The 25,136-nt window shown below is 56.8% G+C and carries 24 protein-coding genes and 2 rRNA genes; 3 read left to right on the top strand and 23 right to left on the bottom strand.

The features are described from left to right. Nucleotides 1–90 precede the first annotated feature (90 nt). From KB449_RS21435 to KB449_RS21450, 4 genes are all read right to left on the bottom strand, one after another. Nucleotides 91–3,021, bottom strand: a 23S ribosomal RNA gene (locus tag KB449_RS21435). Nucleotides 3,022–3,311: 290 nt separating this feature from the next. Continuing rightward, a 16S ribosomal RNA gene (locus tag KB449_RS21440) occupies nucleotides 3,312–4,864 on the bottom strand. The 16S and 23S rRNA genes sit together here, the layout of an rRNA operon. A 318-nt stretch (nucleotides 4,865–5,182) precedes the next feature. Beyond that, entirely contained in the window at nucleotides 5,183–5,989 is an 807-nt protein-coding gene (locus KB449_RS21445) for a hypothetical protein (RefSeq protein ID WP_282910291.1), read from the bottom strand. A gap of 149 nt (nucleotides 5,990–6,138) precedes the next feature. Further along, nucleotides 6,139–7,038, bottom strand: a complete 900-nt coding sequence (locus KB449_RS21450; RefSeq protein ID WP_282910292.1) for a nucleotidyltransferase-like protein — start codon at nucleotides 7,036–7,038, stop codon at nucleotides 6,139–6,141. Nucleotides 7,039–7,202: 164 nt separating this feature from the next. On the opposite strand from KB449_RS21450, the gene KB449_RS21455 reads away from it, so the two are divergent. Beyond that, nucleotides 7,203–7,577, top strand: a complete 375-nt coding sequence (locus KB449_RS21455; protein WP_282910293.1) for a DUF2614 family zinc ribbon-containing protein — start codon at nucleotides 7,203–7,205, stop codon at nucleotides 7,575–7,577. A 61-nt stretch (nucleotides 7,578–7,638) separates the two neighbouring features. Here KB449_RS21455 and KB449_RS21460 read toward each other — a convergent pair whose 3' ends face one another. The 8 genes from KB449_RS21460 to gatC form a co-directional block, all read right to left on the bottom strand. After that, entirely contained in the window at nucleotides 7,639–9,384 is a 1,746-nt protein-coding gene (locus tag KB449_RS21460; RefSeq protein WP_282910294.1) for a glycosyl hydrolase family 18 protein, read from the bottom strand. A 143-nt stretch (nucleotides 9,385–9,527) separates the two neighbouring features. Beyond that, nucleotides 9,528–9,959: a Fur family transcriptional regulator gene (locus KB449_RS21465; protein ID WP_282910295.1), complete on the bottom strand. Its 432-nt coding sequence runs from the start codon at nucleotides 9,957–9,959 to the stop codon at nucleotides 9,528–9,530. 103 nt (nucleotides 9,960–10,062) lie between these two features. Next, nucleotides 10,063–10,728 carry a hypothetical protein gene (locus KB449_RS21470; protein ID WP_282910296.1) on the bottom strand — a complete coding sequence of 222 codons (666 nt, stop codon included), beginning with the start codon at nucleotides 10,726–10,728 and terminating at the stop codon, nucleotides 10,063–10,065. A gap of 28 nt (nucleotides 10,729–10,756) precedes the next feature. Then, on the bottom strand, nucleotides 10,757–11,455 hold the full coding sequence (locus KB449_RS21475; protein WP_282910297.1) for an MgtC/SapB family protein: 699 nt from the start codon (nucleotides 11,453–11,455) through the stop codon (nucleotides 10,757–10,759). Nucleotides 11,456–11,539: 84 nt separating this feature from the next. Beyond that, a complete protein-coding gene (locus KB449_RS21480; RefSeq protein ID WP_282910298.1) occupies nucleotides 11,540–12,010 on the bottom strand; it encodes a GNAT family N-acetyltransferase in 471 nt (156 codons plus the stop codon). A gap of 76 nt (nucleotides 12,011–12,086) precedes the next feature. Then, nucleotides 12,087–13,532: an Asp-tRNA(Asn)/Glu-tRNA(Gln) amidotransferase subunit GatB gene (gatB, locus tag KB449_RS21485; RefSeq protein ID WP_282910299.1), complete on the bottom strand. Its 1,446-nt coding sequence runs from the start codon at nucleotides 13,530–13,532 to the stop codon at nucleotides 12,087–12,089. 19 nt (nucleotides 13,533–13,551) lie between these two features. After that, the gene (gene gatA, locus KB449_RS21490; protein ID WP_282910300.1) at nucleotides 13,552–15,003 is read right to left on the bottom strand and encodes an Asp-tRNA(Asn)/Glu-tRNA(Gln) amidotransferase subunit GatA; all 1,452 of its coding nucleotides are present in this window, start codon (nucleotides 15,001–15,003) and stop codon (nucleotides 13,552–13,554) included. Between the two features lie 24 nt (nucleotides 15,004–15,027). Continuing rightward, a complete protein-coding gene (gene gatC, locus KB449_RS21495) occupies nucleotides 15,028–15,315 on the bottom strand; it encodes an Asp-tRNA(Asn)/Glu-tRNA(Gln) amidotransferase subunit GatC (protein ID WP_282910301.1) in 288 nt (95 codons plus the stop codon). A 187-nt stretch (nucleotides 15,316–15,502) separates the two neighbouring features. Here gatC and KB449_RS21500 point away from each other — a divergent pair, with 187 nt between their 5' ends. Then, nucleotides 15,503–16,579, top strand: coding sequence for an EAL domain-containing protein (locus KB449_RS21500; RefSeq protein WP_282910302.1), 1,077 nt, complete (start codon nucleotides 15,503–15,505; stop codon nucleotides 16,577–16,579). A 78-nt stretch (nucleotides 16,580–16,657) separates the two neighbouring features. Next, entirely contained in the window at nucleotides 16,658–17,077 is a 420-nt protein-coding gene (locus KB449_RS21505; protein ID WP_282910303.1) for an organic hydroperoxide resistance protein, read from the top strand. Between the two features lie 85 nt (nucleotides 17,078–17,162). Here the strand turns inward: KB449_RS21505 and KB449_RS21510 are convergent, their stop codons facing one another. The 11 genes from KB449_RS21510 to KB449_RS21560 all read right to left on the bottom strand — a co-directional run bounded on the left by KB449_RS21510 (nucleotide 17,163) and on the right by KB449_RS21560 (nucleotide 25,126). Beyond that, on the bottom strand, nucleotides 17,163–17,540 hold the full coding sequence (locus KB449_RS21510) for an ATPase (protein WP_282910304.1): 378 nt from the start codon (nucleotides 17,538–17,540) through the stop codon (nucleotides 17,163–17,165). 99 nt (nucleotides 17,541–17,639) lie between these two features. Continuing rightward, nucleotides 17,640–18,860, bottom strand: coding sequence for a M24 family metallopeptidase (locus KB449_RS21515; protein WP_434082517.1), 1,221 nt, complete (start codon nucleotides 18,858–18,860; stop codon nucleotides 17,640–17,642). A gap of 62 nt (nucleotides 18,861–18,922) precedes the next feature. Beyond that, nucleotides 18,923–19,408, bottom strand: a complete 486-nt coding sequence (locus KB449_RS21520; RefSeq protein WP_282910305.1) for a hypothetical protein — start codon at nucleotides 19,406–19,408, stop codon at nucleotides 18,923–18,925. A gap of 21 nt (nucleotides 19,409–19,429) precedes the next feature. After that, complete coding sequence (locus KB449_RS21525) at nucleotides 19,430–19,855, bottom strand: hypothetical protein (protein WP_282910306.1); 426 nt, start codon at nucleotides 19,853–19,855, stop codon at nucleotides 19,430–19,432. Beyond that, entirely contained in the window at nucleotides 19,852–19,998 is a 147-nt protein-coding gene (locus KB449_RS21530; protein ID WP_282910307.1) for a hypothetical protein, read from the bottom strand. Before KB449_RS21530 ends, KB449_RS21525 begins: the two co-directional genes overlap by 4 nt. Nucleotides 19,999–20,031: 33 nt before the next feature. Beyond that, on the bottom strand, nucleotides 20,032–20,181 hold the full coding sequence (locus KB449_RS21535; RefSeq protein WP_177244168.1) for a hypothetical protein: 150 nt from the start codon (nucleotides 20,179–20,181) through the stop codon (nucleotides 20,032–20,034). A 48-nt stretch (nucleotides 20,182–20,229) separates the two neighbouring features. Then, nucleotides 20,230–21,114 (bottom strand): hypothetical protein, encoded by an 885-nt coding sequence (locus KB449_RS21540; RefSeq protein ID WP_434082561.1) that lies wholly within the window; start codon nucleotides 21,112–21,114, stop codon nucleotides 20,230–20,232. Nucleotides 21,115–21,190: 76 nt separating this feature from the next. Further along, nucleotides 21,191–22,120, bottom strand: a complete 930-nt coding sequence (locus KB449_RS21545) for a hypothetical protein (RefSeq protein WP_282910309.1) — start codon at nucleotides 22,118–22,120, stop codon at nucleotides 21,191–21,193. Beyond that, on the bottom strand, nucleotides 22,114–23,571 hold the full coding sequence (locus KB449_RS21550; RefSeq protein ID WP_282910310.1) for a CpaF/VirB11 family protein: 1,458 nt from the start codon (nucleotides 23,569–23,571) through the stop codon (nucleotides 22,114–22,116). The genes KB449_RS21545 and KB449_RS21550 overlap by 7 nt, the downstream gene beginning before the upstream one ends. Continuing rightward, entirely contained in the window at nucleotides 23,568–24,413 is an 846-nt protein-coding gene (locus tag KB449_RS21555) for a CpaE/TadZ family protein (protein ID WP_282910311.1), read from the bottom strand. The genes KB449_RS21550 and KB449_RS21555 overlap by 4 nt, the downstream gene beginning before the upstream one ends. Continuing rightward, entirely contained in the window at nucleotides 24,410–25,126 is a 717-nt protein-coding gene (locus tag KB449_RS21560; protein WP_282910312.1) for an SAF domain-containing protein, read from the bottom strand. Before KB449_RS21560 ends, KB449_RS21555 begins: the two co-directional genes overlap by 4 nt. Nucleotides 25,127–25,136 lie beyond the last annotated feature (10 nt).

Raw genomic sequence — 25,136 nt, forward strand, 5'->3', positions numbered from 1 at the left:
CTTGCGCCCTGAAAACCGGATGCGAAACGAACCTGCGCTTAGAAATGCTCTTACCTGTGCGGCTTGCCGTTTGTTCCTAGATCGGAACAGTAGGATAAGCCCTCGACCGATTAGTACTCGTCAGCTGCACGCATTGCTGCGCTTCCACCCCGAGCCTATCAACCTCGTGTTCTCCAAGGGGTCTTACTAATTGGGAAATCTCATCTTGAGGCGGGCTTCGCGCTTAGATGCTTTCAGCGCTTATCCCTCCCGCACTTGGCTACCCAGCGATGCTCCTGGCGGAACAACTGGTACACCAGCGGTGCGTCCATCCCGGTCCTCTCGTACTAAGGACAGCCCCTCTCAAATTTCCTACGCCCGCGACAGATAGGGACCGAACTGTCTCACGACGTTCTGAACCCAGCTCGCGTACCGCTTTAATGGGCGAACAGCCCAACCCTTGGGACCTACTTCAGCCCCAGGATGCGATGAGCCGACATCGAGGTGCCAAACCTCCCCGTCGATGTGGACTCTTGGGGGAGATAAGCCTGTTATCCCCAGGGTAGCTTTTATCCGTTGAGCGATGGCCCTTCCATTCGGTACCACCGGATCACTAAGCCCGACTTTCGTCCCTGCTCGACTTGTAGGTCTCGCAGTCAAGCTCCCTTATGCCTTTGCACTCTTCGAATGATTTCCAACCATTCTGAGGGAACCTTGGGGCGCCTCCGTTACGCTTTAGGAGGCGACCGCCCCAGTCAAACTGTCCGCCTGACACGGTCCCTTCACCGGATTCACGGTGACAGGTTAGAACCTAGATACGATCAGGGTGGTATCCCAACGGCGCCTCCATTGAAGCTTGCGCTCCAACTTCTTAGGCTCCCACCTATCCTGTACAGACCGTACCCAAGTTCAATATCAAGCTACAGTAAAGCTCCATGGGGTCTTTCCGTCACGTCGCGGGTAACCTGCATCTTCACAGGTACTAAAATTTCACCGGATCTCTCGTTGAGACAGCGCCCAAGTCGTTACGCCATTCGTGCGGGTCAGAATTTACCTGACAAGGAATTTCGCTACCTTAGGACCGTTATAGTTACGGCCGCCGTTTACTGGGGCTTCGGTTCACAGCTTCGGGTTGCCCCTAACCGCTCCCCTTAACCTTCCAGCACCGGGCAGGCGTCAGCCCGTATACTTCGCCTTACGGCTTCGCACAGACCTGTGTTTTTGCTAAACAGTCGCTTGGGCCTATTCACTGCGGCCCCCTCGGGCTATTCACCCTACCGAGGCACCCCTTCTCCCGAAGTTACGGGGTCATTTTGCCGAGTTCCTTAACGAGAGTTCTTCCGCGCGCCTTAGAATTCTCTTCTCGCCTACCTGTGTCGGTTTGCGGTACGGGCACCTTCTCCTGGCTAGAGGCTTTTCTCGGCAGCGTGAGCACGGAACCTTCGGTACTGTAATTTTCCCTCCCCATCACAGCTCAAGGTATTAGTGTGCGGATTTGCCTACACACACCCCTCACTGCTTGGACGAGCTATTCCATCAGCTCGCGTTCTTGCCCTCCTGCGTCCCCCCATCGCTCATAACGGATTACGGTGGTACAGGAATTTCAACCTGTTGTCCTTCGACTACGCCTTTCGGCCTCGCCTTAGGTCCCGACTTACCCTGAGCGGACGAACCTTCCTCAGGAACCCTTAGGCTTTCGGCGGACAGGATTCTCACCTGTCTTTTCGTTACTCATACCGGCATTCTCACTTGAATGCAGTCCACCGGTCCTCTCGGTCCGACTTCAACCCGCATTCAACGCTCCCCTACCCAAGTACCAAAAGGTACATGCCATAGCTTCGGTGGTGTGTTTAGCCCCGTTACATTTTCGGCGCAGAGTCACTCGACCAGTGAGCTATTACGCACTCTTTAAATGGTGGCTGCTTCTAAGCCAACATCCTGGTTGTCTTCGCAACTCCACATCCTTTCCCACTTAACACACACTTGGGGACCTTAGCTGATGATCTGGGCTCTTTCCCTCTTGACGACGGATCTTAGCACTCGCCGTCTGACTCCCGAGCATACATCCATGGCATTCGGAGTTTGACTGGACTTGGTAACCCTTGGCGGGCCCCGCACCCAATCAGTGCTCTACCTCCATGATGCTAAATCTCGAGGCTAGCCCTAAAGCTATTTCGGGGAGAACCAGCTATCTCCGAGTTCGATTGGAATTTCTCCCCTACCCCCACGTCATCCCAGAGCTTTTCAACGCTCACGAGTTCGGGCCTCCAGTAAGTGTTACCTCACCTTCACCCTGCACAGGGGTAGATCACCCGGTTTCGGGTCTACGACTACGTACTAAAGCGCCCTATTCAGACTCGCTTTCGCTGCGGCTCCGTCTCTCCGACTTAACCTCGCACGTAAACGTAACTCGCCGGTTCATTCTACAAAAGGCACGCCATCACCCCTAGATCGGGCTCTGACTTCTTGTAAGCGCACGGTTTCAGGTTCTTTTTCACTCCGCTCCCGCGGTGCTTTTCACCTTTCCCTCACGGTACTGCTTCACTATCGGTCGCCAGGGAGTATTTAGCCTTGGCAGATGGTCCTGCCGGATTCCCACGGGGTTTCTCGTGTCCCGCGGTACTCGGGATCCGTCTCGGAGGGGATAGACTTTCGGCTACAGGGCTTTTACCTTCTATGCCGGACCTTTCCAGATCTCTTCGCCTAACCTATCCCTTTGTAACTCCATGTGAGACGTCCCACAACCCCTGAGAGCAAGCTCTCAGGTTTGGGCTAATCCGCTTTCGCTCGCCGCTACTGACGGAATCACTCTTGTTTTCTTCTCCTCCAGGTACTTAGATGTTTCAGTTCCCTGGGTGTGCCTTCTCATGAGCTATGTATTCACTCATGGATGACTGGGCATGACCCCAGCCGGGTTTCCCCATTCGGACATCCCCGGATCAAAGCCTGCTTACGGCTCCCCGAGGCAATTTCGCTGTTCGCCGCGTCCTTCTTAGGCTCCTGGCGCCTAGGCATCCTCCGTGCGCCCTTAATAGCTTAACCAATCGCTCCGCATGGCCGATTTCAGCGCGTTCTCCCATCAACCCGTCTTCCCGTTTGCACGGTAAGACCGATTGTCGAAAGGCGACTTCAATTCGTCCATGCTTCGCTCTAAGCAAACTACACAAGGCAAATGCATGAGAATTTCTAATTGCGCATTTTCGTTTCGCTATCCGGTTTTCAAGGTGCAAGCGACTAACCCGAAGGCTAGAGGCTTAGAAGGATTTCTCCTTCAAAACTGAACTCGAGCGATTAAAACAACGGACTTCGTATTGCCCCGAAGGGCTCCTTAGAAAGGAGGTGATCCAGCCGCACCTTCCGATACGGCTACCTTGTTACGACTTCACCCCAATCATCTACCCCACCTTCGACGGCTGGCTCCCTTGCGGGTTACCCCACCGGCTTCGGGTGTTGTAAACTCTCGTGGTGTGACGGGCGGTGTGTACAAGACCCGGGAACGTATTCACCGCGGCATGCTGATCCGCGATTACTAGCAATTCCGACTTCATGCAGGCGAGTTGCAGCCTGCAATCCGAACTGAGACCGGCTTTGGTAGGATTGGCTCCGGATCGCTCCTTCGCAGCCCGTTGTACCGGCCATTGTAGTACGTGTGTAGCCCAGGTCATAAGGGGCATGATGATTTGACGTCATCCCCGCCTTCCTCCGGTTTGTCACCGGCAGTCGATCTAGAGTGCCCACCCAAAGTGCTGGCAACTAAATCCAAGGGTTGCGCTCGTTGCGGGACTTAACCCAACATCTCACGACACGAGCTGACGACAACCATGCACCACCTGTCTCCTCTGCCCCGAAGGGAAGGCCTATCTCTAGACCGGTCAGAGGGATGTCAAGACCTGGTAAGGTTCTTCGCGTTGCTTCGAATTAAACCACATACTCCACTGCTTGTGCGGGTCCCCGTCAATTCCTTTGAGTTTCAGTCTTGCGACCGTACTCCCCAGGCGGAGTGCTTAATGTGTTAACTTCGGCACCGAGGGGTGGACCCCCCCAACACCTAGCACTCATCGTTTACGGCGTGGACTACCAGGGTATCTAATCCTGTTTGCTCCCCACGCTTTCGCGCCTCAGCGTCAGTTACAGTCCAGAGAGCCGCCTTCGCCACTGGTGTTCCTCCACATCTCTACGCATTTCACCGCTACACGTGGAATTCCGCTCTCCTCTTCTGCACTCAAGTCTCCCAGTTTCCAGTGCATCACGGGGTTGAGCCCCGCACTTAGACACCAGACTTAAAAGACCGCCTGCGCGCGCTTTACGCCCAATAATTCCGGACAACGCTTGCCCCCTACGTATTACCGCGGCTGCTGGCACGTAGTTAGCCGGGGCTTTCTTCTCAGGTACCGTCATCGAATGTGCAGTTAACACATCCTTATTCTTCCCTGGCAACAGAGCTTTACGACCCGAAAGCCTTCCTCACTCACGCGGCGTTGCTCCATCAGGCTTGCGCCCATTGTGGAAGATTCCCTACTGCTGCCTCCCGTAGGAGTCTGGGCCGTGTCTCAGTCCCAGTGTGGCCGTTCACCCTCTCAGGTCGGCTACGCATCGTCGCCTTGGTGAGCCGTTACCCCACCAACTAGCTAATGCGCCGCAGGCCCATCCCAAAGCCACAGCTTGCACCGTGTTTCTCAGCAAGATGATGCCACCTCGCTGCCTATCCGGTCTTAGCATTCGTTTCCGAATGTTATCCCGGTCTTCAGGGCAGGTTGCCTACGTGTTACTCACCCGTCCGCCGCTAACCTCTTCAGGAGCAAGCTCCATCAGAGATCCGCTCGACTTGCATGTATTAGGCACGCCGCCAGCGTTCGTCCTGAGCCAGGATCAAACTCTCCATAAAGGGTAGTTCAATATAGCTCATTTCATTGCTGGTATAACTTTTGCTTCCGCCCCGAAAGGCTTCAGCGTCCGTTTGTTTTAACGCTCGATGTTCAGTTTTCAAGGAGCAATCTTGTCTTTGCTCTCGGCCTCTTGCTCGGCGGCCTCTCAGCGGCGACTTGAATAATATATCACAGCAGCCCATTTCAATGCAAGCTTTTTTTTCAACCGCTCGTCATTTTCTTTTTTGCTGCCGTTCGCCATATCCTTCAGTCGAAGGCGGCGAGAACTAATTTATCACAGATGTACAAGCCACGTCAACACCTAATGTCGATTTTGTTTAATTCCATGGAATGGTCTGAATGCCTTCATTAAGTGTCGCCATATGCAGCTGTCCTTCCCTCATATCCACATCGGTCACCGGGCATCCGAGCGACACGGATACGAGCGAGAATTGACCGCGGATTTTCGCTGCTCGGTATAAGCCGCGATCCGTGCAGAAGTAAAGGTTCTGCGCCAGTCGGACTGCATTAAATGCAAAAATGCCGGGCATGCGAAGCTTATCGAATCCGCCAGTCAAATCGCCCAATACAATCGCTCCACTCTCCGCGATCCCAAGGAGCGCGCCATCCATTGCAGCCAATCGCACGACCGCGGTCTTTAGAGAAAACTGCTCCCAAGCGCAGGTCAAGCGATCGTACATGGCAATGCCCCAGGGCAAGGCCAGAAATATAAAGTGAGGCGTAGCGAACACGTCGTACACCGGATTTTCAGTAGAAGCGATGTTTTTCCAACCCATTTGCGACCGACACCACAGCCCGCGCTCCGTCGCTGCAAATCCGATGCTGCCGATTTCTTTATACGCGTAACAGACGAAGGGCAGGCGCAGGTCCGACCAGCGGCCGTTGCTAAGACTGTACAATCCATGGTTCGTACAAGCGACGATAGAGCCCACCGAAGCCGGTTCAAGACGATTTACGTGCACCTTCGACGGCATACCTTCCATGAACGCTTCCCATCCGCCTTCTTCGGACGACCTCCATAGGCCGCGGCCTGCAGGGGAAACGAGCAGCTTGCGATCTTCCAGCGTTCGAACCGCCGACTGATGGAAAAGCAAGTGTTCCATACGGGATGGGTTTAACGACATCTATATTCGCCCCTTAAATTACGATAATGATAATCGTTATCATTGAGAATGATTATAGCCTCCCGCTCCGCTTACCGCAAGTTATATACAATAAAACAACTGTCATTAAAAAGAGCCCTCCGTGGAGGACTCTAAACGTATAATCGCCATCATTCGAAGCCGGATGCAGTATAGCGCAGATCGAGCCAGTGAAGCCCGTGTTCCTTGACCCCTCTCGTAATCTCCGCTACGTAACCTCTATGCGCAAGCTTGCGGAGCAAGGGGGATAATTCAAGATGGAGGTCCGACAGCGCCGGATGTTCCTGCAATTCGGACAGGCTCCAAGGCTCCGGACGGCTTTGCAAAATGCGCAGAAGCAGCAAAGACGAAGACTTCATCTTCGTTAGAACGGCAAACTCGACGGCAAGAATGACGAGATTCACCCGTTGCTCCATCGTTTCTCCGCTTGAAGTCATTTCGTCGTAAAGCTTAAAAATTCCCGGATTCACGCGTCTGACCTGTTCCCACAAGCTCGGCTCGGGATGCAGCGTTTCTTCAATAATAGCGATATGCGCCCAATGATTAAGCGCCGCCAATATATTCGTATACGCATCCATCGCGTGTTGATCCTTCAGGTTCTGCTTAGCCTGCAAGTATGCGTCCAGAAATCGCGAATACTCGCTGATGAGGCGTCTCTCGCGCAGCTGTTCGGGCCATCGATCGAGCTTGTTCCTCGCATTCGCAAGGTAGCCGTCCCTGTCGAGCAGCACTTCACCGTTGTTGAGCCATTGGAAAAAAGGCTGCCAATGCGCTGCGCCCGCGATCCAGGCATTCAGCCTCTCGGGCGTAGATCTGCGCACCAGGATCGTCATATCCCCCCACTTCCAGTGCTCCGCCGACGCTTTGCCTTCTATATATCCGTCGTCGTACAAAGCAAGAATCAGACGATCCATTCCGTCGATCAAGGAAGGGGAGCCTTCGAGGTTCTTCACGAGCAAAAGCCCGTTAAGCCGCTCGTCGGATCCGAACAGTGCCGTATAAAAAAGATTGGTATCTTCGAGACGCTTCAAGAAATTTCACCACCGTAGTCAGGCTTTGAAGTGGCTTGCCTGCTATTTGTAGGCTATAATGAGATATCTCTATTCGAGGAATAGCTCGACAATTAATTTTAATTCTACGCCGGGCGCAAGTTTCCTGCCGACAGGCGAATTAAGATCATGGGGGCAATCAGGCAATGAAAATGAAGGCCAGCAAAATATCGACGATGCGCACCTGGGGCTTGCTGCTGGTGCTCGGCGGGATGGGGCTTATGGTTCTGGGGACAAGCGGGATCATCCTGTTCGGACAAGTCGGGAAGATCATCGCCGCGATCTTTATGGTCATCGGCATCCTCACCTGCGGGGCTAGCATGTTCATCTACTTCTGGGTCGGGATGCTATCGACAAGCGCGCCGGTCATCGAATGTCCGGAGTGCGGCAAACGTACGAAAATGCTCGGCAAAACGGACCGGTGCATGTACTGCCACACGATTTTGACATGGGATCCGTCCCAGGCGACAAACGCATCGATCGCACAGGAACATGAATCCGCTCCGTCGACGACGGTATAAAAAAGGGCGCTTCGCCGCATTCGCGGCTAGCGCCCTTTCTGTTGCAATAGTTGTTGTTGAATCAAGGATAGCTCTGCAAAGCCTTATCCAGCACACTCCAAATGCCGTTCGAAGCAAATGCGCGGTTCCATGAAGCGGCGCCGGCCAGCTTGTACTTTTTGATAAGCTGAACTCTCGCTTGAACCGAGGTTTCGTCTTCAAGCCAGATGCGCTGCAATACGCCGTTGGCTTTGAACTCAACGTAATGCTGCCCCGTCTCCTCGGAGAACGCAGGCGTTAATTTGTTGTCTTTGACCGACTGCTGTGCCGCATCCATACCGATTGCTTTTGACGACACTTCGACCTTACCTTTGTCATCGGTCTTTTCGGTCCATACTCTGGTGTAAAACGGAATACCCAAGATCAATTGCTCCGGTGCCACGCCATCTTCCTTCAAAATCTTCGTGATCGCGTTCTCCGTCCATGGGAGCGAGGCGACGGAACCTGACACAGGACTCGTAGCCCAATGCTCGTCGTACGCCATGAGGATTAAATAGTCGACTGCAGCGGCAAGGCGGCCCCGGTCCAGATAAGCCGACCACATCTCGCTATTGGACTTCGGCGTCACATCGATCGACACGGATAATCCCTGCTCGTGCATAATCGGAGTGAGCTCGCGAACGAATTGGATCAAATTGTCTTTGTCTTTGGTATACACGTTTTCGAAATCGAGATTGAAGCCCTGTACCCTGAAGGTTCGCGCGTATGCGATTAATTGCCGAATCATCAAATTGCGCGACTCATACGAAGAGAGCGCTTCGTGCGTAATATCGGGCTCGAACGAGTTGCCGAACATTGCCCATACCTGCATGCCTTTATTGCGCGCCCATGCGGAATATGCCGCGTCCGCTTTGCTGTGTATATTGCCCTGACCGTCCGTAAGCGAAAACCAGCTCGGACTGACGACATTAACGCCGCTCCAATCCCCGATCTTGGCCGGATCCGGCATCACGTTATATATAGCGTCCCATGTCAGATTGATTCGCTTTCCTGTCACTTTCCACGGCACGTATGGCTCGCCTTGTTCGGTAATCGCGCCGGAAGCCGTCTCCTCGATACCGATCAGCGCAATGTCGCGTTTGCTCGCATAGCCCAGGTAGCCGGCGGCAGACTGAACGCGGTACCAGCCCGCTTCCTCCCCCCATACGACAACGCGCTGACCGGCCAGCAGATCCTCCACGATCGGATTCGACTTGCCTGCGCCGCTGCGCAATTTGGCTCCTTTACCATCGGCCGGTACCTCGCCTTTCTGAATCGCGACTCCCGGCTGCGTCAGCGTAACGATACCCGTACTCGCATCCGTTACAGCCGTTAATCCGAAGAGCTGCTGGAGCGGCGCGAATGGCAGATAAAGCGTTCCGTCTTCCGTTTTTTTGGCGCCGAAACTCATATTAAAAGGCTTTGCGTTAAGCGTCGCGCTCAGCTTGCCGGTCTTAAAATGAAGTACGCTCGTATCCGAGGTTAATATGACCGACTCGGTCTCCGACTCGTATCGCACGCCGTCTCCGATCAATTCTTTGGCGAGCGGAAGCGGTATCCACAATCCTTCGCCATCGCCCAGTGCATAATCGCCGGTCCAATCTCCTTTGTTCATAATCGGATGCGACTGAGCCATATAATCGGGCTTCTCGTGATTCCGGTTGGGTTGGGATGACCACCATGCGAACGCCGCCGCGGCGGCAGAAAGGCAAAACAATAGCAAGAGGCCTAGGATCGGCGCCATTTTTCTGCGCCGCTTGCCGCGCCCGCCTATCATCGTCGTCTGCAATCTCTCACTCTCCTATTTCTATTCTATAAAAGGACGAAAGAAAGGCGTCGGAGGTTTCGACCAATATTTGCCCGCTATATAACAAACGCGCCGGATGCCCGGCGCGATCTATGCACGTATTCTTCATAAATTATAGAGAAAAATCAGGACACAAGCCCACGGCAAGAGGGACATAGGCCATAAATCTCCATACGGTGTCCTTGCACAAGAAACCCCGTACGCTCTGCCGCCGCGCGTTCGACCTCGACGACCGGGTCGTGATCGAAATCCACCATTGCGCCGCATCCGGTACAAATGGCATGATAATGATCGGACAAGTCCGCGTCGAACCGACTGGAATCGTCGCCGTAGGTCAGCTCACGGATCAGCCCCGCATCGACGAAAAGCTTCAGATTATTATAAACGGTGGCCACGCTCAAGCTGGGATATGCCGGCGACAACGACTTAAAAATATCGTCGGCCGTCGGATGCGAGGTGGACTCCATCAAGTACTTCAAAATAGCGTATCGCTGCGGCGTCATCCGGACGCCTCCGGATTTGAGCTGGTCCACGGCATGATAGATCCGGGTTTCCATGCTCCTCACAGCCTTTCCTTCGGGTTAAACTATATTTTAAGCGGTTTAAAAAGGTGCTGTCAATGGCAAAGGCCGCCACAATCGTGACGGCCCTGCTTAATCTTTAAGATTTGCGGCTCTGTTGACCGCGATTTTCCCATAACCAGAGCGCAGCGCCGGCACCAATCAGTACGATCGCGCCAATCATCGCACCCGCAGAATGGAACAGCCAGCGAATGTTGGAGGAGCCGAGCAGTATTGCGGCGCCTGCAGCCAACAGCACGAGGCTGAGCGCGGGGAAGGCGCGCGACTCGCCTTCGGCCCGGGAAGCGGGACGCCCGTCCCAACCGAACGGCGGCTGGCGGTAGAAGTAACCTCCCGCAGCGATCCGTTCGTTCACGGCTTCGGCGCTCTGAAGCGTATCGAACAAATTGTACAAATAAATGATCGGCAGAAGCAGGCTCACGAGCACAACGGTCAGCACATTGCCCTCCATTTCCTGGACGACGAAGACGACGCCGCAAATGTTGAGGGCGAGAAGAAGCATCATCATAACGCCTTTTCCCATGAGTCCGAGGTACATGTAGCCAGTTCCCGGGAAAATAAAAGCGAATAATCCCGCCAGGAACTTACTCTTCTTTTTGTGCGCGGAAGACGCTGTGCTTTGCTCGTAGCCAGGCGGATACGGCAGCGTGCCCGGGTCGGTCCAGACAGTCTCCCCGGAGGGACCTTGCGAGGCATTGGACGGCTGTCCCTGCTGCTGCTGCCATTCGTTGTTCTCGTTATTCATCATTCATCCCCCGACATCAATTTTGGCGCTACTCCGCGGACACGGTCCGAATGCCCTCCAGCCTGCGCAGCTGCTCTGCCAGCGACACCGCCTGCAGCGGATCTCCGAGCCGGATCGTCAACCTGATCCGTATACCGCCCTCGCCCCTCGTCTCGAGCGCACTCTCGTCGAATTGAACCTTGATCAGCTTGGCTTCTTTCGTTTCAAGCAAGATGCGAATCGGATCCGTAAGCTCCCGATCGGCCTGCGCCGCAATGGTGAATACGAACTCTCTGGGATGCGCGACATATCGCTTTTCGACGACGTTCAGCCCCCACAGCACGGCGAGCGCCAAAAAAACCGTAAACGACGCGCCCAGGTAGAAGCCGGCTCCCACTGCAAGCCCGATCGCCATGACGACCCATAGCGATGCAGCCGTCGTTAAGCCCTTGATCGACTTGCCTGTGAATAAAATCGTGCCCGCTCCAAGGAAGCCGATGCCCGTAATCGCTTGCGCGGCGAGTCTCGCCGGATCCCGATTCACGCCGTACTGCCCGATAAATTCGGAGAAGCCGTAGATCGAGAGCAGCATGATCAAACAGGAACCCAAGCTGACGAGCGTATGCGTCCGTAGACCGGCAGCATGGTTTTTGCGCTCGCGCTCGTAGCCGATCAGAGCCCCGAGCAACACAGAGAGCAGAAGGCGAAGCATCAGGTGCCAATCATCGATAACCCATGGATTGTCCAAGTCAGTATCACGCCTTATAAGTCACATTTTAATTGCGGGTCGCCTATTGCGGCAACGGCTTCCCGTCGGGGAGAGATGCCCGACTTAGGTCTTGGCTCGCCGCTTCATCGTAATCATTGTAATATCTTCGCGGGGATGGAAGGTGTCTACGGCAGCGAACCCGTGACGCTCGTACAGCGCGATTGCGGGGAGGTTGCGCGCCTCGGCCGTGACCTCCCACGCTGCGACTTTATTCCATGCCTGCATCATATGCGAGATCAGCGCGCCTGCGATTCCTTGGCGCAAATGGTCCGGATGGACCATCATACGGCTGATGACGCCGGAACCGTCCTTGGCAAGCTCCGCCGCGATCGCCCCGATCAGTTCGCCATCCTCGTCTCTGCATCCCCAGAACATTTCCTCCGAGGCTTGGAGAGAAGCGGTCGTATCATGCAGGGGAGGCAGATCGGGAACGCCGATCAGCTCGGCTTCGATCCGGTAAGCGGCGTGCTGAAGCCGCCAGAGATCGCCGGCATTATCCTGGCTGGTCAAGTCCAGCCGCTCTATTGTTGGCATCGCTCCCGCTCCTCGCAAAGGCTTTAAAAAGAGGCGGCCTCCCTGCTGTCGGGTATGCCGCCTCCTCTAGCCATTCTTATGAATTCTTCAAACGATCCATGAGCAGTTTGTTGACAAGGCCCGGATTGGCCTTGCCCTTCGTTTCCTTCATGATCTGGCCGACGAGGAACCCGATCGCCTTGTCTTTGCCGCCGCGGAAGTCTTCGACAGACTGCGGGTTGGCCTCGACGATCCGGTCGACGATCGCCAGAATGGCGCCTTCGTCGCTGATCTGCACGAGTCCTTGCTCCTCGACGATCTGCTGCGGCAGCTCGCCGGACTCCAGCATGGCCTTGAACACGGTCTTGGCGATCTTGGAGCTGATCGTGCCCTTGGCGATAAGCTGAATCATCTCGCCAAGCCCCTGGCCCGTAATCGGCACCTGCTGGATCTCCAGATTGTTGGCGTTCAAGTACCCGAGGAGGTCGCCCATGATCCAGTTCGCAGACGCCTTGGCGTCGTCGGTATACTTGAGCGACTCTTCGAAGAAGTCGGCCAGCTTCATCGACGACGTGATAACGCCGGCGTCGTAGGTTGGCAAACCGTACTCCTGCGTATAACGAGACTGGCGCGCGTCCGGCAGCTCGGGAATCGAGGCCCGTACGCGATCCTTCCAGTCCGCGTCGATCTGCACCCGTACGAGGTCGGGATCAGGGAAATAGCGATAGTCGTGCGCTTCTTCCTTGGAGCGCATGCTGAACGTCTTGCCCTGCGATTCGTCCCATCGGCGCGTCTCCTGCACGACCTTGCCGCCGCCGTCCAGCACGTCGGATTGGCGCATGACTTCGTACTCGAGGCCGCGCTGCACGCCCCGGAACGAATTCATGTTCTTCAGCTCTGTACGCGTGCCGAACTTCTCTTGCCCCCAAGGGCGGATGCTAACATTGGCGTCGCAGCGCAGGCTGCCTTCCTCCATCTTGACGTCGGAAACGTCGCAGTATTGCATAATCGCCTTCAGCTTTTCCAGGTATGCCTTCGCCTCTTCGGGCGATCGGATGTCCGGTTCGGAAACAATCTCGACGAGCGGCGTGCCGACGCGGTTGAGGTCGACGAGCGAGCCGAGGCCGCCGTCCATATGCATCAGCTTGCCCGCATCCTCTTCCAAGTGCAAGCGGGTAATGCCGATCCGCTTCGTCTGCCCGCCTACCTCGATGTCGATCCAGCCGTTCGAGCCGATCGGCTCGTCGTATTGGGAAATCTGATAAGCCTTGGGCGAATCGGGATAAAAATAGTTTTTGCGGTCGAACTTGCACCAGTCGGCGATCTCGCAGTTGATGGCCATGGCGGCCTTCATCGCGTATTCGACCGCTTGGCGGTTCAGGACGGGCAGCACGCCCGGATGGCCAAGACACACGGGGCATGTATGGCTGTTCGGCGACGCCCCGAACGAGGTCTCGCAGCCGCAGAAGATCTTCGTCTTCGTGTGCAGCTCGACGTGCACCTCGAGGCCGACGACCGTCTCGTATGGGGATACGGTGGACATGTGTGGTTGTTCCTCCTATTTAGAGCGCCGGGCGCAGCTTGTGAAATTCGGTCATGCCTTCGAAGGCGTGGGCCGCGCGAAGCACGGTCGATTCGTCGAACGGCTTGCCGATGATCTGAAGACCGACGGGCAGACCGTCCGCCAGACCGCAGGGCACGCTGATCGCCGGCACGCCTGCAAGGCTCACCGGGATGGTGCAGATGTCGTTGAGGTACATCGTGAGCGGATCGCCGACCTGCTCGCCGATGCGGAAAGCCGTCGTAGGCGCCGTCGGCCCGACGATGAGGTCGAAGCGCTCGAAGGCCTGGTCGAAGTCGCGCTTGATGAGCGTGCGGACCTGCTGAGCCTTTTTATAGTAAGCATCGTAATAGCCGGAGCTAAGCGCGTAAGTGCCCAGCATGATCCGCCGCTTGACCTCGGGTCCGAAGCCCTCGCTTCGAGACTTCTTGTAAAGGTCCAGCAGGTTGGCGGGATCTTCCGCCCTGACGCCGTAGCGGACGCCGTCGAACCGCGCAAGGTTCGAGGATGCTTCGGACGAAGCCAGCAAATAATAAGTGGCGATCGCGTAATCGGTGTGCGGCAAGGACACTTCTTCCCAAACGGCGCCGAGGGATTCGAACGTCTTGAGCGCCTCCATTACTCGCTCTTTAACTTGCGGATCGATGCCCTCGCCGAGGTATTCCTTGGCGACGCCGATGCGAAGGCCCTTGATGTCGCCGGTCAGCGCGGCCGTGTAGTCGGGAATCTCGACGTTCGCCGAAGTTGTATCGCGCTTGTCGTGACCTGCGATCGCCTGCAGAACATATGCGGAATCCTCTACGTTTTTGGTCAGCGGCCCGATCTGGTCGAGCGACGACGCGAAGGCGACAAGGCCATAGCGGGAGACAAGCCCGTAAGTCGGCTTTAGGCCTACGATGCCACAATAAGCGGCAGGTTGGCGAATCGAGCCGCCGGTATCGGAGCCGAGCGAGAAATAAACCTGGCCGGCAGCTACGGATGCCGCGGAGCCGCCGCTGGAGCCGCCTGGCACGCGATCGGTATCCCAAGGGTTGCGGGTCAGTTGGAACGAGGAATTCTCGTTGGAGCCGCCCATGGCGAATTCGTCCATGTTCAGCTTGCCGATCGTGACGGACTGGGCGGCCTTGAGCTTCTCAACGACCGTCGCGTCGTAAATCGGATCATAGTTGGACAAAAATTGGCTCGCGCAAGTCGTTCGGAGTCCTTCAGTGACGATGTTATCCTTGACGCCGGCGGGCAGGCCGTACAGCAGCCCCCGCTCGGCTGCGCCCGATGCGTCCATATCCTTGGCCTGGGCGAGCGCGCCCTCTTCGTTCAGGGTCAGAAATGCGCCGATCTTCGTGTCCGTCTCGGAAATCCGGGCCACTGAAGCCTCGACGAGCTCCTGAACGGATAAGTCTCTATGATGAAGCCTGTCGTGCACTTCGGACAATCTCAGGTTAAACAGCGACAATGCAGCTTCCTCCTCGGAGTTGTTCTATTCCAGTACGGCCGGAACCTTGAATTGATCGTCTTCGGCTTCCGGGGCGTTTCGCAGCACCTTTTCGATCGGCAAGGAAGCCTTCGGCGCGTCTTCGCGCATTACGTTCGACAGCGGCAGTACGTGGCTCGTCGGTTCGACGCCGGCCGTGTCGAGTTCGTTCAGCTTTTCGGCATATTTAAGGATGGCGTTCAATTGACCGGTGAATTGCTCTTTTTCATCATCGGTAAGCGTCAAGCGCGCCAGGTTGGCGACATGCTCGACGTCCTTCGCTGCGATGCTCATGGGCCGTTTCTCTCCTTTGCTTCAATACCCTTTCAATTCTCATTATTATATCGGACATGCCTTGGGAACTCAATGCGCGTGGGCATGCCGATTTGTTTCATAACCGCGATAAACGGGGAAATACTTAGATCGAATAGTCGGGGTAGTCGGGAGCATATGCCATTTATAAATCAGGGAGGTTGTCTTGATGTTGACTCGTCAAGCCTTCGAACGGCAAGCGCCGCTGCGCGACAGCGGCTACGTCGAATTTAGAGCGGACAGCGACGCAGGTGCTGCCCGGACGTTGACGGAATTACTCGGTCCTCCGGGAGATGCGGGATATTGGAGCGTGCGATACGATCATTACCAGCAGCTCCTTCAAATGCTCAACGCCGCGGACCGCAAGTTGACGGACGCGCAGAAGCAAACGGTTGAATGCAGAATTTTTTACGAAGAACCTTTAGAGACATCGGCGCAGGATGAGAGCGACGGGTGGGTGCAGGCGGCGCGGCTGCTGACCGGATTCGGCTCCCACCGCGTCGTCGATTACATTGCGAACCGGCGCTTTTCGAGCTACATGCAGCCGATCGTTCAGTTAAGCGGCAAACCCATCGGCTATGAAATGCTGCTGCGTCCGCTGCCCGAACAACCGCCTTTCCGGCCGTCGGAGCTGTTCGAGGCGGCGCGCGAAGCCGGCCTGCATTCGTTCCTCGACCGCGAGGCCAGGAACAGCGCCATCCGGGTCGCTTCGCGGCAGCTGCCGGCAGGCGTCAAGAAGTTCATCAACTTTTTGCCGTCCTCGATCTACCGTCCGGACCAATGCCTGCAGCAGACGTTTGAACGCATCATTATGAGCGGCATGGATCCCGCCGACTTCGTGTTCGAGGTCGTGGAGACGGAACGCCTTGACGACGTTAGGCATCTGAACAAAGTATTTGCGGCATACCGCAATATGGGAATCCGCCTCGCGATGGACGATCTGGGCGACGAATTCGCCACTGTCGAAGCGATGGAACAGCTTCAGCCGGACTATATCAAGCTTGACCGCAAGTGGGTTGCGGGCTGCGACGGCGATTCGGACAAGCAGCGCCGGATCGAGGATGTGCTGGAGCGGGCTTCCCGTTTCCATGGCGTCGTATTGGCCGAAGGCGTCGAGCGCGAGGAAGAGTGGCAGTATCTGCGTGAGGCGGGCGTGCCGCTCATGCAGGGCTACTTGTTCGGCCGGCCGTCGCCCGTGCCGATGCCGGTCAGGTTCGAGCGTGCCGCTTCGACCGTGTCTGTCTGAACCAATATGAACCAATCTGAACCTATCTGAACCAATCTGAACCAATCAATCATCGATCATCAAAGGAGCGATTTGAACATGAACAAGATTTACACGGCGCAAGTGACCTCGAGAGGCGGCCGCGAAGGTTTCGTCAAATCGTCCGACGGCAAGCTTAATTTGAAGCTCTCCCAGCCGTCCGCTTCCGCCGACAGCGCGACGAATCCCGAGCAATTGTTCGCGGCGGGCTATGCAGCCTGCTTTCACAGCGCGCTGAAGATGATTGCCAAAAACAAAGGGATCGAAACGGAAGGCTCCGAGGTAGCGGCGGAGGTATCCCTGTTCAAAGGGGAGGGCGCGGACTTTAGACTGTCCGTCACGCTTAACGTGTCCATCCCCGGTATCGATGCCGCCCAGACGCAACAGCTGGCCGACGAAGCGCATCAAGTATGTCCGTATTCCAGGGCGACCCGCGGCGACATCGACGTCGAGATCAAGACGGCCGCGCCGCAGCGATGAATCGCAGACCGTACAGATATAGCAAAAAAGAAGCTTCCGAATTCGCCTGATCGGCGGTTCGGAAGCTTCTTTTTGCGACGATGGATTAAATCCACGCCTTCAGGTTGACGAGCCGAATGAACTCCTCGCGGCTCTGGACCTCGCGTGGCGCCTCTTCCTCGGTCTCTTCCAGCTCGCCGTTCATGATGCGCTTGAACAGTTCAGCATTGTGCGTAGCCAGCGCATAGTCGATGAGCGCCTCGCGGCCGATCCGCTCCGCTTCGAGCTCGAGCAATACCTCCTCCAACTCAACATCGGATGCCGGTACATAATATTGACGGTTCGCGTTCGGAACCCGGATGATATAGTCGAAGGCGCTGTCGTTATTGCGGTCATAGGCGATTACATAGCCGTATTCGCCGACGGGCATATTCTGCTCGAAACGGTCGTTTACGATGATGATCTTCTCTCCCAGCTTCAGCATGCCGTTTCTCCCTCCCCTGATCAAGCGGACATAAATCGTAGCTGCTTATCCTACTATCCTACTAGATAACGCGCCGATTGTCCAAGCTCAATAGAGTTGTCAGGGGTGGAACGGAAGACGGTACAGCCGTTCAGGCGACGTCGTGAGCGTCCGATAGCCGTCGGCGGTAATCGCGTATGTGTTCTCGATGCCCACGACGCCGCGTCCGGGAAACGTAAACTTGGGTTCGATCGCAAGTACGACGCCGGCTTCAAGCGGTTCGGAAAATCCGCGGGCGAGAACGGGCCATTCGTCGATCTCGAGCCCGATCCCGTGACCGAGAAAGCGGACCTGATCCGCGCCGAATCCCATAAAATGCGCGGCCAATCCGGCTTCGTCCGCCAGCCGGAGCGCTTCCGCATAGAGCGATTCGGGGGAAGCGCCGGGGCGAAGCAGGGACTCGACGCGCCTGAGGATGCGCTCGGAGACGTCATAAGCGCGGGAGAGCTCGTCGTCCAGCTCGCCGATGACCGCCGTCCGCGTCTGATCGATCGTGTAGCCGTCGATGCAGCAGCCGATATCCAGCAATATCGGCTCGCCCGCTCCGATCGGCCTTCGGCTCGCGCTTTGCGGCGCCGCCGGGGTCAACCCTCTGCCGCCGGCGGGCCCGTCAAAGTAAGAAGGCTCTGCGGCCGCTTCTCCCGCCGCGACCATTCCCGTCATAATTTCCTGATTGTAGCCGCGCATCCGCATGAGTCCGATATGCCCGTACCGACGCATCTCGCCCTCTAGAATCGTCATCACTTCGAGCTCCGTCATGCCTTCGCGAATGCGTCCGAGCGCCAGATCGAGCGCAGCCGCAGCCGCCTTGGCTGCCGTCTCGATCAGCGCAATCTCGCTAGCCGACTTCACCGAACGGACCTGTCTCATCACGGCAGATCCGTCGCGCAGCTCCACATTCGGAGCCGCTTCTTGCAGCCTCAGATACGTTTGTGCCGGCAGCACGTCCAGGTCTGCGCCAACCCGCGGACGGCGGCCATCCGCGAACAGTTCCGGGTAATCGCGGGCCAGCGTGTCGCCAAATGCGCGGAACGAACCGAGCGGCACGGTCTTTACGCCCGACTCCCCGATCGCCCGGTTTAAACTGCGTCTAACATAGTAGGTCGACTCGCCCTCTGCGGGAATCAACAAATATCCGCTCTGCATCGAGCCGGACCAATAATACAGGCCGACATTCTGTGTAATCAAACAAGCGTGCAGGCCGCTTGCCGTCATCGTCCGTTGAAGACGGCGGCACCTCTCCGTCAGTTCTTCGGCCGTGCAATGTGTTGTCTTGTTCAAGTCGGATTTCCCCAATCGTATGCGCTTTTCTCTAGTTTATCACATACGGTAGCAATAGACGCTCAACCGAAGACAAGCTCGGACGCCCCCTTTAAATCCCATTCGATCGGATCGATAACGCCGAAGATGCGCGGACAAGAGAGGTGAACGATGATAACGACGCCGGGCCGGCGAAGCGTAACCTCGTAATCGTATGCCGCGTTGCGATATGTATAAGGAAAGGCATACTGCTCATTGATTACCGCAAATTCGACAATCTCGGGCGCCGACGTAAACCATCCCCCGCTCTGGGGAGACAAGTCGGGCGCGAGCCGCAGATTGGCAGCAAGATAAGCGCGGGCAGCTGCTTCGGCGCGCACCGAATCGATAGATAACGTGCCGGCCTCCAGCTTTAGCTCGTCCACTTGCTGCGCTGCCGCGTGCGCGGCTCTGTCGATGGCCCTTTTGCCTTCGTGCAAGGTACCGAGCGCCGTTTCCTCTTCAAGCTGCATGGCATGCAGCAACCACCAGACGACGATCATGAGGAAGCTGAAAAATAGCTTATGCACGGGCGAAGCTCTCCCTTCGCTTTAGGGGACGTATTCGCTCATCTTCATGCCCGCAGCAGCCATACGGGCCGTTCCGGAAGGCGGATCCACACCGATTAACCTGTCGATGTCCATCAATCCGTCATACGGGTAATGGATGACCAGCCGCAGACCGTCGCCCCGTTCGAGCGGCGACGCGGGATCCGTGCCCGGTATGCCGCTTGTTGTCGTCACCTCGTACTCGAGGATCTCAGGCTTGAATCCGTATCCGGACAATCGCGAACGGGAGTCGCCGATCATGGCAGCATCGATATACCCGTATCGCCCGCTCGCTCCGATCTCGAGCATATAATCGACTTCCTGCTGCAGCAGCGACTGACGAAGCAAGACCACATGCTTGTATACCGGAGAGAACATTAGCCAGCAAAACAATGTCGCAAACAGTACAAAGACGAGCAACTGCTTCATGGACTGATCCGGGCGATCGCGTCCGCCATACCCGTGCCCGAATCCCGAAGCGTGGCCTTGGTGCCCTCCTGCCCTCCCGCCACGTTAATATAGATGAGCGCGACGGTCAGAATAAGCATCACGGTCATCAGCAGCTGTCTCATGACGACCCCCTCCTTTCCCTGGAGCAGGGCTCCTTAAGGCTCCATCGATCCAAGCGTCGTATTGGCCGTCGTGCCGTGCGTCTCGATACGCGCTCTGGTTCCCGTCGTATCGTTGGCTACGATTCCGTTGAACATCAATGCCACAACGATGAGCATCATTACAGTTATCAGAATATTCCGCATTATAAAGCACCTCCTTTCCCTTCTTCGCCGGAGCGCGTCCTTGACGCGTTATGGCTTCAACACTTCAAACAGCTTCTGAGATTCCTGGACCCATGGATACAAGAAGATTTGAAAGGTATACAGAATCGGCAAGCCTGCCAGCACGAACAGCACGTACGAGGCCGTTTCTTTTCTCCCCGCCTTGGCGAGTTCAATGCCGGCTTTGTATTCGGCGAGCACATCGCGAAGCATCCGATACACCTCGTCGCTCTCATGCAGCCGCATCGACCGCATCGTCTCGGCGAAGCTGTAGCCCTCGGAGGTACCCAGCCTCTCCTTGAAGCGGAGGAGCGCCTTATCCGCATCATAGTACCATTCGTTGAGCATCAGCTGAAAATCTCCTCGTATGATCCGGGTGTAAGGCATGCATCGCATGAGCTTGCCGTGAAGATGCAATCGGGAGCCCATGTAATAGATCAGCTGGTTCATGACGGCGATCAATTCCCGGCGAATCCGGTCGCTCCGATAGCGTTTGAACGAATCCAGCATCGATTTGTCGAATGTCACTACGACTGCCAGCATCGCAATAATGGGCAATGCCTTCCAGAGCGCGGTGCCCGATACCATGCCCATTGTCCCGCAGACAGCCGTTCCTCCAGCCATCAGGGCACAAACGAAAATCAGGCTTCTTCTCGCGGCCAAATAAACGGCCGGCTCAATTCGAATGCCACAGCCAGCTAGCAGCAACCGTCTCGATTGCAGAGCGGCGCTCTCGGCTCGACATCCAGCGGCCCGGAGCCACCAATGCGGAGGGCCGCGCTTGCGCCAGTTGGCGAAAGAGACCCGCCATCGCGGCTTGCGGTAAGTGAATGCGCTCAATACGTATGCGACGCCGACGACGCCGACTATAAATTGGACGAGCCATAACACGGCTTCGTAAATGATCTGACTCATTCCAACCAACCTTGAACACCTCCTATCCCCCTGCGGCATACAGCGCCTTCCCATTCAAAAGTTCGGCGATATGTTCTCACATCTTCCGCCTGGACAAATACAACCCCATGAGAAACGAGCCGAAAATGAGCACCAAGGCATTGAGCAGCATGCTTCGGCCGCCAGGGTCGGACAAGTAATATAGCGTGCTGGCCTCGGCGTTCAGCCGAAAATTGATCGCCAAGAACAATCCAAGGAAAAATACGGGCGTGAAATTGGCCAAGCGAATCTCGAGCAGCCGATGGCGCTCCGCATGATCGTCCATACGCGCTTTTCGCATATCGTCGATGAGCTCCCGTAAATTGTCGGCGATGTTGTTCCCTTCGCTCAACGCGACGCCGAGCAGGCTGGCGAAGTAATCCGCCCAGATATGGCCGATGGACATTGAAAATCGCCTCAAAGTGCGTTCGTCATCGTGATGGATGTTCAACTGACGATAAAGCTCCTCGAAGATTGCCTGCGTATCGCCCGGTAGCTGGCGCTCTTCGACCATCCGCTGCAGCGCGGTGCGAACGTGCCGGGAGCCGTTCACAAGATAGCATTGATAAAAAAGCTCGGCTGCCGGCAAAAAATTAAGCCTGGCGGATAGCTGCCGGTTGATGAGCGACATCCGCAAAAAACTGTACGGCAGCGCAGCGAGCATCGCGCCAAGCAGCGCAGCGGAGCGCAATGATTGAAAAACGATTGCGCCTACAGCGAGACCCGCAAGCGCAAGCCCAAAAGCCAGTTTCCAAAAAGCGCCTGGCTTGATCCGCCATCCGGAAGCCGAAAGTACGTCCGCCAAATGCGTGAACAATGGCCGCAGCCAGACGATGCCGTAATCTACCGCAGTGTCTTCGGCTTCGTCTCTGCCCAGCCGTCTTGTACGGCTATGACGGTCCTCCGCCAAGGCAAGTATTGCCCTCAGCGCGACAAACAGACATAAGAACAGCAAGCAGCCAGCCGTTCCAAGACCCGCTGTCAGCATGAGTCTGCCCCTCGTCCGCCACGAAGCCATGCGCAGCTCTCGGGATCGAGTCTGCCGATTCGTTCCCATGCCCGCTCGGACAGCTCCGCCTTCAGCAGCCAAGCACCCCGCGCTTCGTCGTAACGCGCCCAATCGCGAACCTCGATCGCATCGCCGCGGAAGACGTATTCCCCGATTCTGACCAGCTTCCGGCTGCCGCCCACCATCCGCATTTCGAATCCGATCTGCGTGACATGCTCTGCGATCCTTCGGGTTAGCCGTGCTGCGTTCATTGCTCTGCCATCCAGCATGCACATATCTGTGATGGCATCCGGCACATCCTCCAGGCTGTTCGCATGGACGGAGGTGATGCTGCCTTCATGTCCGCGCGTACAGGCGCGAACATAAATATTGGCGTCCGCGTCCCGTATCTCGGCGTGACAGATACGCTGCGGCGACTGCCGCAGAGCCAACTTGAACGCCTGCTGCGGACCGTGCTGCGGATCGTCCTCGTCCGCCTCGTATTCAATGACGTTTTTGTCGGGAAAATCCCGCTGCAGCCGCAGCTCGAACCTCCCCTCGATCGTCACGATCCGCTCCTCGTCAGGCATTGCGGCGATCAATGCCTTGATCAGATGGGTTTTCCCCGTATTGGTCGGGCCGATCACGACCATGTTAAAACGGGACTTCACGATGCAGCGGAGCAGCCTGTACACGGATTCGTCGATCGAGCGATACTCCGGCCTCAGCAGCGTCTGCAGATCGAAGCGCCTGACCGTATAAAAACGGATCGTGAGCGTGGGCTGCGCTGTAAAGCCGAAACCGGTCATTGTCACACGCGAACCGTCCTGGAGCAGTACCTCCGCCCACCGCTTGCGCGGGCTGATCGAATCGTCATTGAACAGAACGAGATTCTGCTGTATCCGCTCCACCTGCGCAATCGTATTGAAACTGAAGGCGGAACGGGACGCCACGCCGTCCCTCACCTCGAAAATGCGCGTGCCGACGACTTGCACCTCTTCAAGCCCTTCGCGGTCCTTGAGGACGAGCTCCAGCACGTTCAGGCCGATAACCTCCGCGAACAGCGCTTCTGCAAGCGAACCGTATGGCAGTTGCCCGAAGCTGGCATGCTGAAGTCTTTTTTTAATGATCCAGTCGGATAAAATGGCAAGCAACTCCTGACGCTCCTGCGGAAATCCGATGACGGCCCGATTGAGCTTCTCCGCATAACGTCTCCGATCGTCGTCGCTGAAGCCCCGCGGCGATGCCAGCATATGCCGCGCTTCCTCTGTCAATGCGCCTAAGTCCTGACCGCCGGGCCCCGATACGCCCTCCTCCGAGATGCCGTAAGGCGGAGGACCTTGCTTGCCCTCTTGTAGTTGCGCTGCGTAAGCCGCCGCAGAGAAGCGGGATAATGGATCCGGCCTCTCCCCGTCTTGCCCATCGTCCGCCTTGCCATAAACAGCGGTCATCGGCCTCGGCTCCTGTGCTGCAGCAGCCTCCGCAGCCAGGGCCGCTCGGTTCGCTTTAGCCGCTCTTCCCAATTCAACTGCCTTAGCAGCGTGCCCGCGACCGGATCGAAAGCAGAGGCGTGGCGCTCGTCGGCCGCCAGCCATTCGTCCAGACGCCCGCTGTCGAGCTGCAAATGCACACTCTCGGCGAGCTGCAGCTCGGACAGCGAAATAGCTCCCGTTTCCTTGCGAATTTCCTTCATTCCAAATCCCCCCGCATGCCTGTATTTGCTCTGCATCAGCACTAGATGATAATTCGCAAGCGACAGCCCGAACTGCGAGCCGACCTGCCCCGTCCATCGGTTCACATCTTCCTGGAAGTGCGTAAGGCTGCCGGTCGTCACCAGACACCGGTGATCTGCGGCCCGCATGGCGCATACCGTCGCAGCATTATCCCAATAGGCGCTCACGTCCGCCACCGTCACATCGAACGCGTCTCGCGCAGCCGCAATCAGCGTATCCATCTGCTCGGGCTCGTAATACTCGGCCTGATCCCGCGCCAGATTGCCGAACAGCACGTGCAGGCCGTCAAGCCGTGAAGGCGCAAAGGCATACTGTCTGAGCTTCGATCCCGTCAACGTGCCCGACTTCAGCTCCGGCCGCATGCCGCCGAGCGTAATCTCGGGTCTGTCGATGCCGAGATACAGATGCGTCTTGGCGCTCTTCAAGTTCAAGCATAGGTAACCGACTCTCTTGCCCGTTACCGAGGCAATCCGGTAAGCGGTCCCGAATGCCGCAAGCGAGGTGCCGATATTCGGCGTCGAGCCCGCAAAAGCAATCAGCGATCCCTGCTGGCCGCTCATGAGCCCGACGCCTCCCCCGACTCGAACGACGACGCGTCGAAGGCGACGATCAGCTTGGACTTCCCTTCCTTGCACGCGTTGTCCAGTTCGAGCCATTGCGCTTCGGTCAAATTGAGATTGACCGCGTCGATACTGCCATTGGCGTCCCGCCTGGAGGCATACATCCGCTCTTTGTCGCCTTCGGCCATGGACAGCAGATTCGAGCTCTTCGGATTGTCGATCTCCTGATTCGAAGCGGTCTTGACCGCTGCCACGACGACAGGCTCCGCGAACAGCCTACGCGAGGCGCCACCCTCTGCAGACAAATATACGATCGCCCGGTCGCCCGCCCGGATGCCGCTGGAGACGGACTTCACGTAATCCCGCGGCACCTGAAAGGTCGCTTCGCCGAGCCGCGGCAGCAGTCTGAATTTATCCAGCTTCCACCTGAGCAGCGGCTCCCCGCCGCCCAGCGGCACGGAAGACTCCAGCCCGTCCGCATCGTCCATATCGACGATCATCTCATCGGTAACTGCGCCGCTAGGCAAGCGAAGCTTCGTCAGCATCTCCCGGCCGAGCGACGTGCCGGCGGGCACGAACTGCTTCGGCACGACAACCTCTATCGTCTCCGTCAGCCTGATCTGCCTCATCTGCAGCAAATAAACGCCGTAAACAAGCAAACCTGATAATACGGCCGCGGAAACGCTGATCCGTATCTGTCTTCCTCTGTTCAACGACAACCCT

It is taken from the genome of Cohnella hashimotonis, assembly GCF_030014955.1.
Lineage (GTDB): Bacteria > Bacillota > Bacilli > Paenibacillales > Paenibacillaceae > Cohnella > Cohnella hashimotonis.

Coding starts and splice junctions, on each gene's coding strand:
- KB449_RS21445 (WP_282910291.1), bottom strand. CDS start 5,989: ATGTCGTTAAACCCATCCCGTATGGAACACTTGCTTTTCCATCAGTCG.
- KB449_RS21455 (WP_282910293.1), top strand. CDS start 7,203: ATGAAAATGAAGGCCAGCAAAATATCGACGATGCGCACCTGGGGCTTG.
- KB449_RS21465 (WP_282910295.1), bottom strand. CDS start 9,959: ATGGAAACCCGGATCTATCATGCCGTGGACCAGCTCAAATCCGGAGGC.
- KB449_RS21470 (WP_282910296.1), bottom strand. CDS start 10,728: ATGAATAACGAGAACAACGAATGGCAGCAGCAGCAGGGACAGCCGTCC.
- KB449_RS21480 (WP_282910298.1), bottom strand. CDS start 12,010: ATGCCAACAATAGAGCGGCTGGACTTGACCAGCCAGGATAATGCCGGC.
- gatB (WP_282910299.1), bottom strand. CDS start 13,532: ATGTCCACCGTATCCCCATACGAGACGGTCGTCGGCCTCGAGGTGCAC.
- gatC (WP_282910301.1), bottom strand. CDS start 15,315: ATGAGCATCGCAGCGAAGGACGTCGAGCATGTCGCCAACCTGGCGCGC.
- KB449_RS21500 (WP_282910302.1), top strand. CDS start 15,503: ATGTTGACTCGTCAAGCCTTCGAACGGCAAGCGCCGCTGCGCGACAGC.
- KB449_RS21505 (WP_282910303.1), top strand. CDS start 16,658: ATGAACAAGATTTACACGGCGCAAGTGACCTCGAGAGGCGGCCGCGAA.
- KB449_RS21510 (WP_282910304.1), bottom strand. CDS start 17,540: ATGCTGAAGCTGGGAGAGAAGATCATCATCGTAAACGACCGTTTCGAG.
- KB449_RS21525 (WP_282910306.1), bottom strand. CDS start 19,855: ATGAAGCAGTTGCTCGTCTTTGTACTGTTTGCGACATTGTTTTGCTGG.
- KB449_RS21530 (WP_282910307.1), bottom strand. CDS start 19,998: ATGAGACAGCTGCTGATGACCGTGATGCTTATTCTGACCGTCGCGCTC.
- KB449_RS21535 (WP_177244168.1), bottom strand. CDS start 20,181: ATGCGGAATATTCTGATAACTGTAATGATGCTCATCGTTGTGGCATTG.
- KB449_RS21540 (WP_434082561.1), bottom strand. CDS start 21,114: ATGAGTCAGATCATTTACGAAGCCGTGTTATGGCTCGTCCAATTTATA.
- KB449_RS21545 (WP_282910309.1), bottom strand. CDS start 22,120: ATGCTGACAGCGGGTCTTGGAACGGCTGGCTGCTTGCTGTTCTTATGT.
- KB449_RS21550 (WP_282910310.1), bottom strand. CDS start 23,571: ATGACCGCTGTTTATGGCAAGGCGGACGATGGGCAAGACGGGGAGAGG.
- KB449_RS21555 (WP_282910311.1), bottom strand. CDS start 24,413: ATGAGCGGCCAGCAGGGATCGCTGATTGCTTTTGCGGGCTCGACGCCG.